18 protein-coding genes are annotated in these 13,174 nt (G+C 55.3%); 4 read left to right on the top strand and 14 right to left on the bottom strand.

Annotated elements, in window-relative coordinates:
• Positions 1-195 precede the first annotated feature (195 nt).
• Positions 196-1,560, bottom strand: coding sequence for an insulinase family protein (locus tag M5R41_10525; GenBank protein MCZ7556822.1), 1,365 nt, complete (start codon positions 1,558-1,560; stop codon positions 196-198).
• Positions 1,561-1,883: 323 nt separating this feature from the next.
• Here M5R41_10525 and M5R41_10520 point away from each other — a divergent pair, with 323 nt between their 5' ends.
• From M5R41_10520 to M5R41_10510, 3 genes are all read left to right on the top strand, one after another.
• Positions 1,884-3,005: a hypothetical protein gene (locus M5R41_10520; protein ID MCZ7556821.1), complete on the top strand. Its 1,122-nt coding sequence runs from the start codon at positions 1,884-1,886 to the stop codon at positions 3,003-3,005.
• Positions 3,006-3,041: 36 nt separating this feature from the next.
• Entirely contained in the window at positions 3,042-3,794 is a 753-nt protein-coding gene (locus M5R41_10515; protein MCZ7556820.1) for a hypothetical protein, read from the top strand.
• A gap of 246 nt (positions 3,795-4,040) precedes the next feature.
• The gene (locus tag M5R41_10510) at positions 4,041-4,175 is read left to right on the top strand and encodes a hypothetical protein (GenBank protein ID MCZ7556819.1); all 135 of its coding nucleotides are present in this window, start codon (positions 4,041-4,043) and stop codon (positions 4,173-4,175) included.
• A 135-nt stretch (positions 4,176-4,310) separates the two neighbouring features.
• On the opposite strand, the gene M5R41_10505 is transcribed toward M5R41_10510, so the two are convergent.
• The 13 genes from M5R41_10505 to M5R41_10445 form a co-directional block, all read right to left on the bottom strand.
• A complete protein-coding gene (locus M5R41_10505) occupies positions 4,311-4,532 on the bottom strand; it encodes a hypothetical protein (GenBank protein ID MCZ7556818.1) in 222 nt (73 codons plus the stop codon).
• On the bottom strand, positions 4,523-5,884 hold the full coding sequence (locus M5R41_10500; GenBank protein ID MCZ7556817.1) for a hypothetical protein: 1,362 nt from the start codon (positions 5,882-5,884) through the stop codon (positions 4,523-4,525). The genes M5R41_10505 and M5R41_10500 overlap by 10 nt, the downstream gene beginning before the upstream one ends.
• 276 nt (positions 5,885-6,160) lie before the next feature.
• Positions 6,161-6,460 carry a helix-turn-helix transcriptional regulator gene (locus M5R41_10495; GenBank protein ID MCZ7556816.1) on the bottom strand — a complete coding sequence of 100 codons (300 nt, stop codon included), beginning with the start codon at positions 6,458-6,460 and terminating at the stop codon, positions 6,161-6,163.
• 22 nt (positions 6,461-6,482) lie between these two features.
• Positions 6,483-6,701, bottom strand: a complete 219-nt coding sequence (locus M5R41_10490; GenBank protein ID MCZ7556815.1) for a helix-turn-helix domain-containing protein — start codon at positions 6,699-6,701, stop codon at positions 6,483-6,485.
• A gap of 10 nt (positions 6,702-6,711) precedes the next feature.
• Positions 6,712-7,236, bottom strand: a complete 525-nt coding sequence (locus tag M5R41_10485; protein MCZ7556814.1) for a host-nuclease inhibitor Gam family protein — start codon at positions 7,234-7,236, stop codon at positions 6,712-6,714.
• A 58-nt stretch (positions 7,237-7,294) separates the two neighbouring features.
• Entirely contained in the window at positions 7,295-7,513 is a 219-nt protein-coding gene (locus M5R41_10480) for a hypothetical protein (GenBank protein ID MCZ7556813.1), read from the bottom strand.
• Entirely contained in the window at positions 7,510-8,064 is a 555-nt protein-coding gene (locus tag M5R41_10475; protein ID MCZ7556812.1) for a hypothetical protein, read from the bottom strand. Before M5R41_10475 ends, M5R41_10480 begins: the two co-directional genes overlap by 4 nt.
• Positions 8,061-8,264, bottom strand: a complete 204-nt coding sequence (locus M5R41_10470) for a hypothetical protein (protein MCZ7556811.1) — start codon at positions 8,262-8,264, stop codon at positions 8,061-8,063. The genes M5R41_10475 and M5R41_10470 overlap by 4 nt, the downstream gene beginning before the upstream one ends.
• Positions 8,261-8,536: a hypothetical protein gene (locus tag M5R41_10465; protein MCZ7556810.1), complete on the bottom strand. Its 276-nt coding sequence runs from the start codon at positions 8,534-8,536 to the stop codon at positions 8,261-8,263. Before M5R41_10465 ends, M5R41_10470 begins: the two co-directional genes overlap by 4 nt.
• Positions 8,533-9,123, bottom strand: a complete 591-nt coding sequence (locus tag M5R41_10460; protein ID MCZ7556809.1) for a hypothetical protein — start codon at positions 9,121-9,123, stop codon at positions 8,533-8,535. The genes M5R41_10465 and M5R41_10460 overlap by 4 nt, the downstream gene beginning before the upstream one ends.
• Positions 9,116-9,583, bottom strand: coding sequence for a hypothetical protein (locus M5R41_10455; GenBank protein MCZ7556808.1), 468 nt, complete (start codon positions 9,581-9,583; stop codon positions 9,116-9,118). Before M5R41_10455 ends, M5R41_10460 begins: the two co-directional genes overlap by 8 nt.
• 9 nt (positions 9,584-9,592) lie before the next feature.
• A complete protein-coding gene (locus tag M5R41_10450) occupies positions 9,593-11,320 on the bottom strand; it encodes a hypothetical protein (GenBank protein ID MCZ7556807.1) in 1,728 nt (575 codons plus the stop codon).
• Positions 11,307-12,155 carry a hypothetical protein gene (locus M5R41_10445; protein ID MCZ7556806.1) on the bottom strand — a complete coding sequence of 283 codons (849 nt, stop codon included), beginning with the start codon at positions 12,153-12,155 and terminating at the stop codon, positions 11,307-11,309. Before M5R41_10445 ends, M5R41_10450 begins: the two co-directional genes overlap by 14 nt.
• A 606-nt stretch (positions 12,156-12,761) precedes the next feature.
• Here M5R41_10445 and M5R41_10440 point away from each other — a divergent pair.
• Positions 12,762-13,160: a hypothetical protein gene (locus tag M5R41_10440; protein ID MCZ7556805.1), complete on the top strand. Its 399-nt coding sequence runs from the start codon at positions 12,762-12,764 to the stop codon at positions 13,158-13,160.
• The last annotated feature ends 14 nt before the right edge of the window (positions 13,161-13,174 follow it).

The following is a 13,174-nucleotide window of genomic DNA, read 5'->3' as shown; positions in this document are numbered from 1 at the left end:
ACGCAAAGGCGCAGAGCTGCGAAGACGCGGAGGAGAACTCAACGCAAAGGCGCAGAGAGGCAGAGACGCGGAGGAGAACTCAACGCAAAGGCGCAGAGCTGCGAAGACGCGGAGGAGAATTCAACGCAAAGGCGCAGAGAGGCAGAGACGCGGAGGAGAATTCAACGCAAAGGCGCAGAGACGCAGAGAGAGCTTCTACTGTAATGTGACGGCTTGCGAACTTTTTCCGGCGGGGAGGATGCTGACAACGAGTTGATTGTTCTGCGTGAGGTAGCTGCCGGCAGCGCGCTGCAGGGAAGGGGAGCCGGCAGCCAGCGAGGCGTGGAATTGATTGAAGTTGAACAGCGGTGAGCCGGCCAGGAGATTGCCGAGGTTGAGCAGATCGCAGCGACCACCGAAGCCGTAGAAGGCTTCCATCGGCGCGAAAAAGGCCATGGACATATGGTTGCGCGCCGAAACAAGATCGTCCTCCGGCACACCGCCGTCTGCAATGGCCGCGACAATGCGCATCACGTCGTCGTACACGGGTTGCAGCTGGGCATCCATTTTGCAGGTGATGGTCAGCCAGAATGTGCCGGTCACTTCCTGCGAGCTCTGTGAGGCCTCGACGGAGATGATATTGGGATTCTGCTTCGGGAGATTGCGGCGCAGGACGGCCTCGTTGGAGCCGGCGAGCACCTGTGCGAGAAGGCGCAGCGCGGGCTCGTCGGGATGGCCGGCCGCCACGGTGGGGAACACCAGCATGAGCTGATTGTAGCGGATATTGTCCTCAAGAATAAACCCACCTTGTCCGATGGGAGTGAACACGGCGTCGGTTTTCCATTTCTGCGCGCCGCGGTTCCCCTGTATCCTTCCGAAGTACTTTTCGACATAATTGCGCGCTGCGGAGAGGGAGAAGTTGCCGCCGATCGTGAGACTGCCGTTGCCGGGATGGTAGTTCCTGCGGACGAAGGCACGGACGTCCGCGAGACCGATACTGTCGAGATCGTCCGCGTCGCCGATGGTCACATGCCTGTAGGGATGCCGCTCATCGTACAGTTCCTGAAAGATTTTCGGATTGAGTGTTCCGAGCGGCTTCTGCGCGCGGGCTGCATGTTCCTCGCGCAGGCGCTTGATGGCCGCGCCGACGGATTCCGCGGTCAGGGCGTCATCGATGCTCTCGAGACGATCCGCCTCGATCATGATGGCGGCTTCGAGGTGGTTCATTGGCATGGTGGTGGAGAGGTTCACCCAGTCGACCCCGGTTTGCGCCTGAATCATGGCGTTGTATTTCGATCGAAACTCCAGCAGTTTCTCGCGCGGCACTTTTCGTGTCCCGAGCATGAGATGCTCCCCGGCTATCTGGGCGATGCCGGTTTTGCCGGGCTTGTCGGCCGACGATCCTGCCCGGTACGCCATGGAGACACTGATCAACGGCAGCGTGGTGTCCCTGTGCAGGATAACGTCCAGTCCATTCTTCAGCGTGAATTTTTCGAATTTCGGAGCCCAGTTCTGGGCGGTGAGTGTGCCCGTGAGCAGCAACGCGACGCCTATGACGGCGGAAAGGGTGCGAGTTATCATCCTGTAAAATACTCGCTCGCGCGGATATCGTGCAATGCGGAAACGATGGCATGGCCGGGAGCATCCCTCAGGTCATAAATATTTCCCTTGTTCCGTAGCATGTCTTCTATTTACGTTATTCCCATCTGATATTCCGTCCCGGCCCGAAATGTGACCGGTTCGTACAACGAGCCTGCATAGATACATCCCGCATGTGCCCTATGACCGCCGCCCTGCGCGGACGCGGGGGACACGGTCGCGTACTCCGAAAACCACGGGCATGTGCATGCTTCCGCGCGGCACCGGCCACGCTTCCGTTACTCAACACAACAACAGGAGTTGCCATGGACAAACACCTGCGTACACTATTTCTTTTCGTGCTCGCCGCCGCTTTGTGGCGCTGCTCCGAGCCCACGGTGCCGGAGACGCCGCCGCCCAAGCTCGAGCCGTCTGCGGATTCCACCAGTCACGCCTACACCTGGGAGTTTTTCGTGCTCGGCAAGTTCGGCTCCACGCTCGTGGCCGTAGCCGCGGAATCCGACACCAGTGTCTGGGCTGTGGGCGATGTGGAACTCGGATATGAGATACCGGGACTGTCAAGCGGGCGGATGAATCGAAGGGCGAATGCATTTCACATCACCCCGAGCGAGATCAAACCGTATGCCATCGATTTAGACCTGAATGGCTTTCTAAGCGCTGTCGCCCTCGACGGAGTTACTGTCGAGGACGGAAACGTCACATTTTGGGGCCCAATCGCGAGTACGAAACTGCGAGGCGACTCGGCAACATTACGCTTCCACCGCGAGCTCAATGGCCTGTACATTGGCACTGGCAAAATAAAATCCGGCACCGATGGTCATGTCTACATGTTCGGGGGGCGAGGAAATCTGCTCCGCTTCATCGGTCCAAAGCATGAACGCTTCGAGCCCATCCCCACGGGCACGGCCAAGACGATAAAGTCGTTTGCGCAGGCCGGGCCGAATGAATTCTACATCGGCGGCTGGGATTATGACTCGACCGGAGGAATTTTCCATCACTTGCGGGATGGGATGATCACCCCAATATACCGTGAAACCGGTCGCGCCCATCCGATCACCTATGCCACCGCTATCTGGGCGAGCGAGGAGCGCCTGCATGCGGTATGCCCGGATTTCATCTACATGCAATCGCTGGTGAATCCCGCCGTATGGGATACTCTGCATATTCCGCCGCCTACGCCGGATCGCATCGTTGGCTTGCCAATCTGCGCAAATGGACGCGCGGACAATGATGTCTTCTATGCGGGGCATTATGCGACTGTCCTGCACTACAATGGCAGAAATCTGTATTTCTACGAGGAAATATCACGGCGATTCCCCAACGGCCTTGTCATTTATGACATCGCGGTTTCACGAAACGGCGTGTTTTTAGTTGGAAACAGCAACAGTACCGCCATTTTCATTCGTGGCACCAAGGCGGCACAGTAGCCGTCAACATTTCTATCATCAAGAAAGGAGGTCTCCATGAGATCTGTCATTATCACCGCACTGCTCCTCGTCCTGCTCGCCGGAGGCCTCTCCGCGCAGGTGCAGACGACGTTCAAAACTGTCGCCGATGGACAGGAGCAAATCAATGGCGAAGATATCGCCGAACCCGAGTACTCCCTGACACGGGAAGGAGGGCAACCATTCCAGTTCACTCCCCCTCGCACATTGCAGCTTGATCCCAATGTCAACTACAAGGTGTTACTCCTTGACGACCGGATCACTCCGGATATACTGTACAAGCACCACAACTGGGATGGTCAAGTTGCAGAGCATCGCCTCCTGCACCTGTTCAATACAGGTAATCCACAAAATCCGATCGAGAAAGTTGCAAACTTCTTCTCTCCCGCCTCCGTTCAAATTTTCAACAACTTCGAGGAATTCGCCGACGACGGCACGGTGCGCTTTCGTGACCCCTGGTTTGTGGATGGCAACGGCGATCAGACCGGCGAGCCGAACGACTTTCCCTCGCCCTACATCCCGACGGGTAACGCGAATTATCCGGATCCATCGGACGCGGCGGTGTTTTTGGATCAACCGGTAACATCAGGCCGTCCGTTCTACTCCGCGGAGTTTCCGACATTTCTTTCGTGGGACCGCGGCTCGACGGTGACGCCGCCGCTCGCGCAGGGCGACTGGTCGCTGGTCAGAGTCTATGCGCGCGACGCGGATGATGCGGTGCTTACCCGGGGAATGGATTTCAGGGATGCGGCCATCCCATTCAGGTCATAAATATTTCCCTTGTTCCGTAGCATGTCTTCTATTTACGTTATTCCCATCTGATATTCCGTCCCGGCCCGAAATGTGACCGGTTCGTACAACGAGCCTGCATAGATACATCCCGCATGTGTCCTTTGACTGCCGCCCTGCGTGGGTGCAAGGGGACACAGTCGCGTACTCCGAAAACCACGGGCATGTGCATGCTTCCGCGCGGCACCGGCCACGTTTCCGTTACTCAACACAACAACAGGAGTTGCCATGGACAAACACCTGCGTACACTATTTCTTTTCGTGCTCGCCGCCGCTTTGTGGCGCTGCTCCGAGCCCACGGTGCCGGAGACGCCGCCGCCCAAGCTCGAGCCGCCTGCGGATTCCACCAGTCACGCCTACTGAAGATTCTCACTCTACCTGCAAAATGGCCGGACGAAAAATCAATGACTTACGGGGATTCGTTTTCACACTAAATGCAAAAACGGGAGAGGCGGGTGGCTAAAATGAGCCGTTTTCGAGGGGTAGCCTCAGACTGACTCACTTTTCTGAGTCTTGCGATTTTTGCTCGGACTTGGCCTTATTATCCTCTTGAGCGTAGCTATCCCATATCCTATCGAGAATGGCCTCGTCTTCAGTGGTAAACGAAATTTCGTCACCCAGGAGACGGTCGGGGTTTTCGCGTCTCGCTTTGGATCTGGCGCGGATCGCCGCCACTTGCTCATCTGTCATAGGAGGGGTCTCGATCACTTTTACGGCCATGGATACACCTTCCGAGATAATGAATATTCCCTCAAAGTTCGCATCGAATAACTATCCGGCGCAAGGTCAAAATCGACGGTAACAGTATCGCCGTTCAGCGTCCACCAATCTCGGCCTTGTTTCGTTTTCATCAAGTCTGAAAGGTTATCAACGTCAGAAAGTTCCGGGGGAAGTAGGCTCCTGAATTTGACTGGAAGCTCAGCATCGTAACCGAATCTCGGCCACGTGTAATATCCATTCAAATCGCGGTCGCGTGCAGCCGTCGTTCTAATCTTGCGAATCCCTAATTCGCTACATTGCTGCACCTGCTGCTGAAACGCTCGCAATCCAAAGGCGCCAGGCGATTCCTTCTTCGTAAACAATCCCTCATTTACCATCCTTACATCACCATTACCGGCTTTATAGATCCTGCGGACGCACTGATCGCTGTACAAAGGGTGCTCAACAACGAGTTCAATTGCATTGCCGGCAGGCTCTACCAAAAGCTTTGCACCGTCCGGTGCTCCCGCCAATCGTATAAATTCACTGCGCTCCAGTTCTCTTCCGAAAATGCGTTTTTGGGTGGAAGCATCAACGTCGATCAGCGTTTGTACGTCCCTATTAAACCACTCCTCCGACACCTCGTCCCTCACCGGCACCGGCAGCCACTGGTGTCGGCAGTTGTAGCCGCCGCAACTGGACCATACGGGAAGTCCCTGGCCGTTGTCCATTGCGTTGATTTCGGCAAGGGTGTAGAAACGGCCGGTGGAGAGCAATGCCTGGCAAAATTCGCGCTCAGCGGGGGGACCGTGATACTTGTACCTGGTGATGCCTCCCTGACGCGCGAGGAGCACGTTCGCGGCATTGTCGTATTGCGCCAGGGCGGTGTTTGCCAGCGTGCGTGCGCGATGACCGACGACGCGCAGGCGTTGGAGCCTGCGCGTTACATCGGTGATTTCGCCGCCGGTATCGATGACGTGCTGCAAGGCCCGCTGCACGGTGCGATTGAGTCCGTGCCTGATGGCCGGGAAGTCCACCGCGGCGCGTGCTTGGAGAGCTACGGGCTCCAGGCTGAGTACCGCGTCGGTGATGCTGCCGTGCATTTGCGCGCGGAGCCTCGCCATGCGTGCCTGCCCTTCGTGAAGGTGCTTTGTGAGACGATCGCGGGCGGATGCCGGCAGACGCAAATCGCGGTCTATTATATCGGCAAGTTCGGTAAGGTCGGTGTCGGGATTGTCGCGGATGATGCGGTGGAGTGCTGCGAGTGTGGCCTCGGCGAGGAGTTCGGCATCGGCGCTGAGAATTGCAATGATGCGATCGCGCAATGGACCAAGCTGTGCGATGAGCTTGCGGTATTGTTCCGGGTCGATCATTTGCGGATGTACCTGGCTATGCGCTGCGCGAGCTGACGCTCTTTGCGCTCCTTTTCCTTCTCGCGCCTGTGGATGTATGTATCGTCAAACATATCCATAGTGTTGCCGTCTTGTGCTCCCTTTCCCCAGGTTATACCAATGCATTTTTCCTCAGTCACGAAGCGGTGCCCACACTCCAGGCATAACCGATGGCGCAATTTGTGCGGCAACATGAAGTTGTCGCGCACGGTGTGCACCCGGTTGTTATCCTTTTGGCAGTTGGGGCAGCGCATGTGGTTACTGCATTGATTTTAGGTGCCGCTGCAGGGCGATCCGCTGCACCACGGGGCGAGCGCTTCGCATAGACAGACCGATCCATTCGATACATGCCTTAATATCAGCCTCGTCATTGTCCATGATGTGTTGCATCCGCGCATGCACAGCGGTCAACGTCTCGGGATTGAGCGTCGCCGTTTTATCGTTCATGATTTTACTGATATATGCGGGACTTACCCCGCACGACTTTGCCACGTATCGCAGGGTATAGCCCATCCGGCGGCAGTGAGTCTTGAATTTGCGGTGAAATGCCTTACTCATGAGCTCCTTCCTATGTTGGGTGTTACGACGGCATGCTGTAGCGGGCTACGCGCTTACCGCCCGGCGTGGTGACGAGATCTTTGCGGATGTCGTGACCACGCGCCTTGAGGTTGTATATACGCGCCCCGAGACGCAGGCAACCGTACTTGCGCAGGGCCTGGAGCGGTGTGAGCGATCCTCCGGCTTTGAGGTGCCGGAGGATCTGCTCGTTCTGTGACTCTGTTCCTTTCTCGCGTGCCATAACGGGCCTCTTAGAGTTTCTGCTTGCCGATCTTGTAGAAAAACTTCTCGGCCGCTTCGATTTTGAGGCCGAGTTTTTCGAGCCCCGCTTCCTTGAAGGTGCCATCGTCCACGGCTTTCTTGACGGCGTTCTTCACCAGCGTTTCCTTCGATTTGATCCACGTGGGAATGAACTTCTTCGCGAACTTTTTGATGAGTCCGATGACGGTTTCTTCGGAGTGATCTTCGAGGTATTGCAGCGAGGGCGGCGAATCCTTGAAGCCGAATGTCCCGAAGGGCAATTCGAGCGACTTGGCATCGGTGGTGAAGAGCAGCGCGCGATGCTCGGTGACGAGATCTTCCAGCGCCTTTTCCTTCGTGGCGATTTGCTCGGCAATGGGCGCGATTTGCTTGTCAAACTCGTTTTGCACGGGCTTGATTTTGGCATCGCACTTTGCCTGGATCGTATCGCGCTTTATGGTCAGATCCTTGAGGTTGCTCATGAGATCTTTGGCGCGGGAGTGAATGGCTGCGGAATCGGGTTTTGCTTTTGCCATGACGGCTGTTCCTTGATGGTGAGGGAAACGGTGTGGTGCCTTTCTCGCACCGCTTCACTTACGCCTGGGATAGGGTTAGTGCGGCGTCGAAACGCACGCGGTATGGGTAGGGTTGCGGCTCGTGGCGTTGGAGCGGCTCGCCGCAACAGGTTGCCACATCGAGCAAGCTTCTAAATGCTCCGCGCCCGCAGATGTCGCAGACGTAGAATCGCTTGCCGTTCCACTCGTCTATCGCGAAGGTGCGGCCGCCCGCTGTGAAGGTTTCGCCCGTTTTCATACGCGGCCATCCTTGTGCAGCTTGAACTCCACTTTTTCCATGCGCTGGATGATGTACCAGGCTTCGTACTGCGTGAGGTTGTCGATTTTGCGGACGGTGCGCTTGCTGATATCGACGCCTGATTCGAGATCGGTGGCACCGGCGTAGAGCTCGCCGATCCAGACGGGGAGGTTGTTCCAGAACCACTGATCGCCATACACGGCGCCGAGCACGTATTTGCCCAGGCGGGCAATTTTCTTGCGCTGCTGTATGGTGGGGCGCTTGTGCTGGGCTTTGCGCGGCATGGCGATGGTGACGCTCTGGAGCTGCTCGATGGCATACTCGCACATGGCGGCGTCGAGTTGCCTGCTGCTGGTGACGCCGCAATAACGCTTGAGAAATTCCTGCTTCATTTGCACGACGCAGGGCAGGTAATGCGTTTGATACCCGGCGCGGTCCATCTTGGCGACGAGCAGCTTGTGTAGCTGTTGCCTGAGCAGCGATACGGGCACTTGCGGCTTTGCGGTGCTCTGGCCCGGCTCGATGAAAGGGGTGGTGACGAGGCTGGTCATATCTGCCTCAGCGTTTGTTTGTCGCGGCTGAGGCAGGTAAACCAGCGGCGTTCGCCCTCGGGGCGGCGGGCGCCGGCGTAGCCCTCGCGCTCCATGCGGCGGCGCATTGCGCGCAACTCCAGCACGTGCCAGACCAGTGCAACGATGAGGCCGGCGAAGGCGAGTTGGATGTAGTAGAGGATTTCGCAGAAGAGTGTCATAGCGGCAACACCTCCTGCGCTGGCATGATGTGCGTAAAGCCGCGATCGCTCAACACCATTTCGGCGAGTTGATCGTCGAGGAAGCTGATCTCCGTGGCGGTGGGTGTAATGAGCCCAAAGCCGACGGGCGCGCCTTCGATGGCGGATACGATGCGCCTTGTCATGGCGGTACCTGCGGCGTCGCGAAGCTTCTCGGGCGTGGGGGTAAAATCATCCGGCACATCCACGCGGATGATGAAGGTGGCGAGGGCGACGAGGGTGTGGCTGGTCATGACTCGGAACCTCCTTCCAAAAGTTTGTACGGGTGTCTCTCCCACATGCCTTCTAGAAGGTCATCACTGATAGCGTCGTTGTCCGCGAAGAGGTTGAAGAACTGCTCCTTCGTTATCGGGACCTTGTTGAACAAAGGGTTTTGTTGCGCGAAGTGATCTCCTAACCGTGACATGAGGTCGCGATGTTCAGCATAGCACTGCTGTAGTTCATCACGATCTTCGATATTCGCGGGATGGTTGATGAAGGCAGTAATACCATTCTCCTCCGACATTAGGTCAGCAAGAGAACCGAAGTCATAATTGGCAAGAAGCTCGCCAGCCCTGCGCATATATAGAGCGTCTTTAAGAAAGGCCTGCGCCTCCACGTCTGGAGCGTTAGCAACCGAGACCCGAAGCACCTCGTAGTTGAATGTGTCCATGCCATACCCATCGCCAATTCCCTCGGCCAGTCGCATTATCTCTTCGCGAATACTTCCGTCCATGTCTCCGCGCTCGAGCATTGCATTGGCTGACCCGTCGAGGTTGTTATCCTGAAATGTGACAACCATGCCGAGTGTTATGTTGATGACGATCCGTCGTTCAGCCATTGCGCAGCTCCTCATTCTCGCCCGCAGAGAGGCGTTTGAGATCGGTTGCATAATAGGAGGCAACCTTCTCCTCGGTTGTCAGATCAAGGTCCGGAATCTTACTTGCGAGGAGGGCGTCAAGGGCGTGGTGCTCCTCCTGTAAACCGCGAATGGACTCTTTGACCCTCGTAATGTTGGCGACGGTGGATGCATATTCGCGATATTCGCGCGTGGATTTGTAAGCGGCTTCAAACAGTTTCCTGTCGTGATCCAATGCGCGAAGACGACGCTCCAAGCTGTAGCGGATGCTGTCGATACTTGAGATCCGTTCCGCTATTTCGGGGACCCGCCGTTTGAATTCCTCAACGCACTCCATCGTTGTGTCGGGTAGCTCGGCTACCTTCATGGGTGGGATCAACGCCGGGACACCTCCGCGTTTGGTAGCTTTGTTGCTCTTGATTAGAGCCGTTTTTTTTGCCATGATGCACTCCTATATTGATGGTGTTGTGAATGAACGATCTGTCGCCTCGAGAATTTGGCGATACTCCAACGGCAGGTCGTTCAGGTTGATCTCTATGTCGTCATTGACGACGGGATGTATCGGCAGTCGCAATGGTTGTGAATCGTATTCTTTGATTTCTTCCGTAGGGAAGTTCAGTGGACGGTTCACAACCTTTTTATTGGCCTCCGTTACCTCACGCCGTTTCTTATTTCTAAAGCCTCTGACATGAGACTTCAATTGCTCGGTGGTTATCTCTCCGCGACGCTTGCGCAGGATAGGACACTCCGCGACTCCGATATACTTGCGATCGCTGGATCTGTAGACATGCGCGAAGGACTCATCCACGGGGTCCAGCGCCAAGTCCACCTTCTCGTATTTCGGCCAGCGGAAGTTGATCTCATTGCAGTAGTACGTCAGTATCTCGCCCTTGTGCTTGAACTGAATGCTCCCCATTTCATTCACGCTTTTGCCTTCGAACCTGTCGTAATGGTGGTACATCGCTGCGCGTAAGCATTCTTCAGATATCGGTAGAGAGACTCTTTCCGCGCGTGTGCATTCAATCGCATTGTGGGGAGTTGGGGAAAGCCCAAGTTTTTTCACCTCTTTCAGCGCTTCTGGCATTTCAAGCATGTGATACGGTCGGATTCCATCAGGGCCGATCTCGCGCGATTCGATAAAACCGCACATATTTCCCAAAAAAGTCTTCCATGGTACGGCATCCTGTTTTCGTGGGGAACGCCGTAGCGAGCGGCCGGTGGCTGTAGCTCTTGTCGATCCGGCGTATCCGTAGTGACTGAACAGCGCGTCTCCATAGCGTTGGATCACACCGAATACACGTTCCGTTATTGGCTTAACAAAATCCGTGGGGATGTTTGCCATGCTGTTATGAAACGGACTGTTGACTGGCTCGATGAAGCCCCATGTGTATTCATTACCGCCCGTGCGAAACTCCGCCAGCGCTTCTGGAGTATGGAGGCTCTCGTAAAACGAACGCGAGTCGATGTTGTCCTGCTCCCTACCATTGTCGATGAACATTCCGCCCGGTGGTAACCCGTATAGATTCGCTGCGAACAGTACGACCTGTCGCACCTTTTTGGCATTGAAGGCTTGCTTCGAAAATATAGCGGCAAGTATTGCGCGGGTTTTGATGTCGATAATGTAATAACCGAATGGTTTGAAGAGTTCGTCGGTTTCCTCGTCATAGCACCATACGTCGCTCTGCCGGCCGTCCATCCCCCAAAACTGGTTTTGACGCAAGTCGTGCCAATGGTTGTGGCCGTGGATTTTTGGCAGATTTGCTTGGAACTCCTTTTGATTGTATCGCGCGTTCCACTGAATTTTCATGCCATCTTCCATTGGCTTGAGCCAACGCCATATCGTCGGGAATGAGGCGTGAATTGCATTAAGAATTTTGCCTTGGCTGATCAGGCGGTCTTTGGCAATCTGGACGCATATCTGCATGGCGAAATCGCGGCGCGATTGGCGCAGGTACACTTCCTTGACCAACTCCAGGAATTCGGGCATATCGGAAAAGTCGGTGCTGCCTTTGTCGGCACGGGGCTCGCCGGGCTTCTTCATGCGATTCGGGATCAGGTAGATGATCCGTTCCGGTACACCGGTCGCAACGGCGATGTCCTTCGGCTTGACGCCTTCCTTACGCGCCGCGGCAATCCGATCGTAAAGCTCGGGCGAGATGTGTTCTTTACTTTTTGCCATTTCGCGCCATGATCTTTTTAAGTGCGTACACGGCTTCCGGATGACTATGATTCTGGAGCTTGCCCTCTTCATTCAATTGATGCGCCTGGTCGTAGTCCGCAAACGTCAACTTCATCATTTCAATAGCGTAGGACGAATCCTGCTTCCGTTCAGTGGTCAAGAAGTACTCCAGGACGTAGAGATAATACAGCGCGGACTCTCGGTCGGCTTTATCACCAAATCCAGCAGACCAATATTTCTGTCGGAGGTCCTTGGCGAAGGCGGAGAGGTTGTCAATGGCCCAGGTGCTGTTGCCGCGCTTCCCTTCGGCAACTGCCTCCTCCGGAGTCTTCGGCGGCTTGGGTGGCTTGCGTGTGCGCAGCATGAACTCGGATTTTACCTCATCGTAATTCACGGAGTCGCGATCCATGCACGGTACGACGTCAAGTGCATCCCCGTCCTCCGGGACTTCTTGCCCCGACTCGGGCGGCCCCGGCAAGAGACGCTTCTGGTCCAAAATCTTTATGTATTCCTTCACCTCGTTGAGTTTGATCTCCACGGGACGCTTGCCCGACACCGCTTTGATCGCGTCGGCTATACGGTTGCCCTTGGATACAAGATGCTTTGCGTACGCATGGCTGAAATTATGTTTCTCACACAGTTCTTTCATGCTCACCAAGCCGTCTGCGCGCCAGAGCTTCCCCTCGTTGATATTCCAGAGGGCAGCGATGCGTACCGCGATCGAAATGCGCTCAGCGAGGAAGCTACGGTGGAAGGTCGAAATATAGTCCTGAAGCTTCTGTTTCTCTTTCGTCGGATTGACGACTTTCCCGTTGTACCTGGCCAGATCGCTCATTGAGACCCCATTAAATATGTGTTGTAAACAAACGAGTTACGGCAGTCCAATGAGTTATAACTCATTGGACGTGTACTGACGAACCATGCTGGGTGTCAGCACTTTTGGGCGGAATGCGTGTTCGGCAGTATGCGCTTTGGCGACGCGATTGCCCTTGAAGACTAGATACTTTGCGTACGCATAGCTGAACCCGTGCGCTTCGCAGTAAGCTTTCATGGTCCGACCTTCAGTTAATCTGAACCGGCGCGATTGCTTCATATTCCAAAACATGCAGACCCGCTCCGCGACTGTGACCACCGGTGGCGGTGCCTCGATTAAATGTTCCATCACAGTACCTCAATCGCATGCTTGAAACGCTTCTCGGCTTCCAATGCATCATCCAAAGCTTTACGGACCTTTCGATACAGATCGGTATCGTACGTATAGCCGTTGGCAATATTCAAAACGTAGGTCAATGAGCAGTCACACTTTGTGGCGATGGCTCTGTAGATTTTTAACTTGACAATCATTACTTTACCTAGTTGTGTGTTGAATCCAGTAGCGCCGTGTCAGCGTCATTGACAACATACAGATTTATTAACACATTGTCAAGGATTATGACTAAGCATGCCAAAAAATATTCACGTATTCTCTCAGAGGCTCTTACGATTCATCGAATCGAAGTATCCGAGCAAGGTGGCATTCGTCGAGGACGTTGGCATCTCCTCTCAAAGCCTTCATACCACATATCTCAAAGAGACCCCTTTCCCTGGATCTATGTTTTTCCATGATCTTGCCCTCCTCGGTTGCGATTTGAACTGGTTGATGACCGGCGCCGGACTGCCGCCTGACCCAAGCATAGAAGAAATGGCGCGATGGTTGGGGTATTGCGAAGGGCAGGTGAAGACTTGGACCGAACGCCTCGATTTGGAACTGGCTGCGCTAGATGAGATCAGGGCCAATATCCGACGGCAATTGGCTGAAAATCCCGACCTTCCCAGCGCCCTCCGCGATGACGATGCGTAGCTCATGAGTGCAAT

It is taken from the genome of Bacteroidia bacterium, assembly GCA_027493955.1.
Classification (GTDB): Bacteria; Bacteroidota; Ignavibacteria; order SZUA-365; family SZUA-365; genus JAOSJT01.
This window is presented reverse-complemented; position numbering and strand designations above follow the sequence as displayed.

Excerpts from the sequence above, each read along its gene's own strand:
- M5R41_10525 (MCZ7556822.1), bottom strand. The coding sequence starts at position 1,560 with ATGATAACTCGCACCCTTTCCGCCGTCATAGGCGTCGCGTTGCTGCTC.
- M5R41_10520 (MCZ7556821.1), top strand. The coding sequence starts at position 1,884 with ATGGACAAACACCTGCGTACACTATTTCTTTTCGTGCTCGCCGCCGCT.
- M5R41_10515 (MCZ7556820.1), top strand. The coding sequence starts at position 3,042 with ATGAGATCTGTCATTATCACCGCACTGCTCCTCGTCCTGCTCGCCGGA.
- M5R41_10510 (MCZ7556819.1), top strand. The coding sequence starts at position 4,041 with ATGGACAAACACCTGCGTACACTATTTCTTTTCGTGCTCGCCGCCGCT.
- M5R41_10505 (MCZ7556818.1), bottom strand. The coding sequence starts at position 4,532 with ATGGCCGTAAAAGTGATCGAGACCCCTCCTATGACAGATGAGCAAGTG.
- M5R41_10500 (MCZ7556817.1), bottom strand. The coding sequence starts at position 5,884 with ATGATCGACCCGGAACAATACCGCAAGCTCATCGCACAGCTTGGTCCA.
- M5R41_10495 (MCZ7556816.1), bottom strand. The coding sequence starts at position 6,460 with ATGAGTAAGGCATTTCACCGCAAATTCAAGACTCACTGCCGCCGGATG.
- M5R41_10490 (MCZ7556815.1), bottom strand. The coding sequence starts at position 6,701 with ATGGCACGCGAGAAAGGAACAGAGTCACAGAACGAGCAGATCCTCCGG.
- M5R41_10485 (MCZ7556814.1), bottom strand. The coding sequence starts at position 7,236 with ATGGCAAAAGCAAAACCCGATTCCGCAGCCATTCACTCCCGCGCCAAA.
- M5R41_10480 (MCZ7556813.1), bottom strand. The coding sequence starts at position 7,513 with ATGAAAACGGGCGAAACCTTCACAGCGGGCGGCCGCACCTTCGCGATA.
- M5R41_10475 (MCZ7556812.1), bottom strand. The coding sequence starts at position 8,064 with ATGACCAGCCTCGTCACCACCCCTTTCATCGAGCCGGGCCAGAGCACC.
- M5R41_10470 (MCZ7556811.1), bottom strand. The coding sequence starts at position 8,264 with ATGACACTCTTCTGCGAAATCCTCTACTACATCCAACTCGCCTTCGCC.
- M5R41_10465 (MCZ7556810.1), bottom strand. The coding sequence starts at position 8,536 with ATGACCAGCCACACCCTCGTCGCCCTCGCCACCTTCATCATCCGCGTG.
- M5R41_10460 (MCZ7556809.1), bottom strand. The coding sequence starts at position 9,123 with ATGGCTGAACGACGGATCGTCATCAACATAACACTCGGCATGGTTGTC.
- M5R41_10455 (MCZ7556808.1), bottom strand. The coding sequence starts at position 9,583 with ATGGCAAAAAAAACGGCTCTAATCAAGAGCAACAAAGCTACCAAACGC.
- M5R41_10450 (MCZ7556807.1), bottom strand. The coding sequence starts at position 11,320 with ATGGCAAAAAGTAAAGAACACATCTCGCCCGAGCTTTACGATCGGATT.
- M5R41_10445 (MCZ7556806.1), bottom strand. The coding sequence starts at position 12,155 with ATGAGCGATCTGGCCAGGTACAACGGGAAAGTCGTCAATCCGACGAAA.
- M5R41_10440 (MCZ7556805.1), top strand. The coding sequence starts at position 12,762 with ATGCCAAAAAATATTCACGTATTCTCTCAGAGGCTCTTACGATTCATC.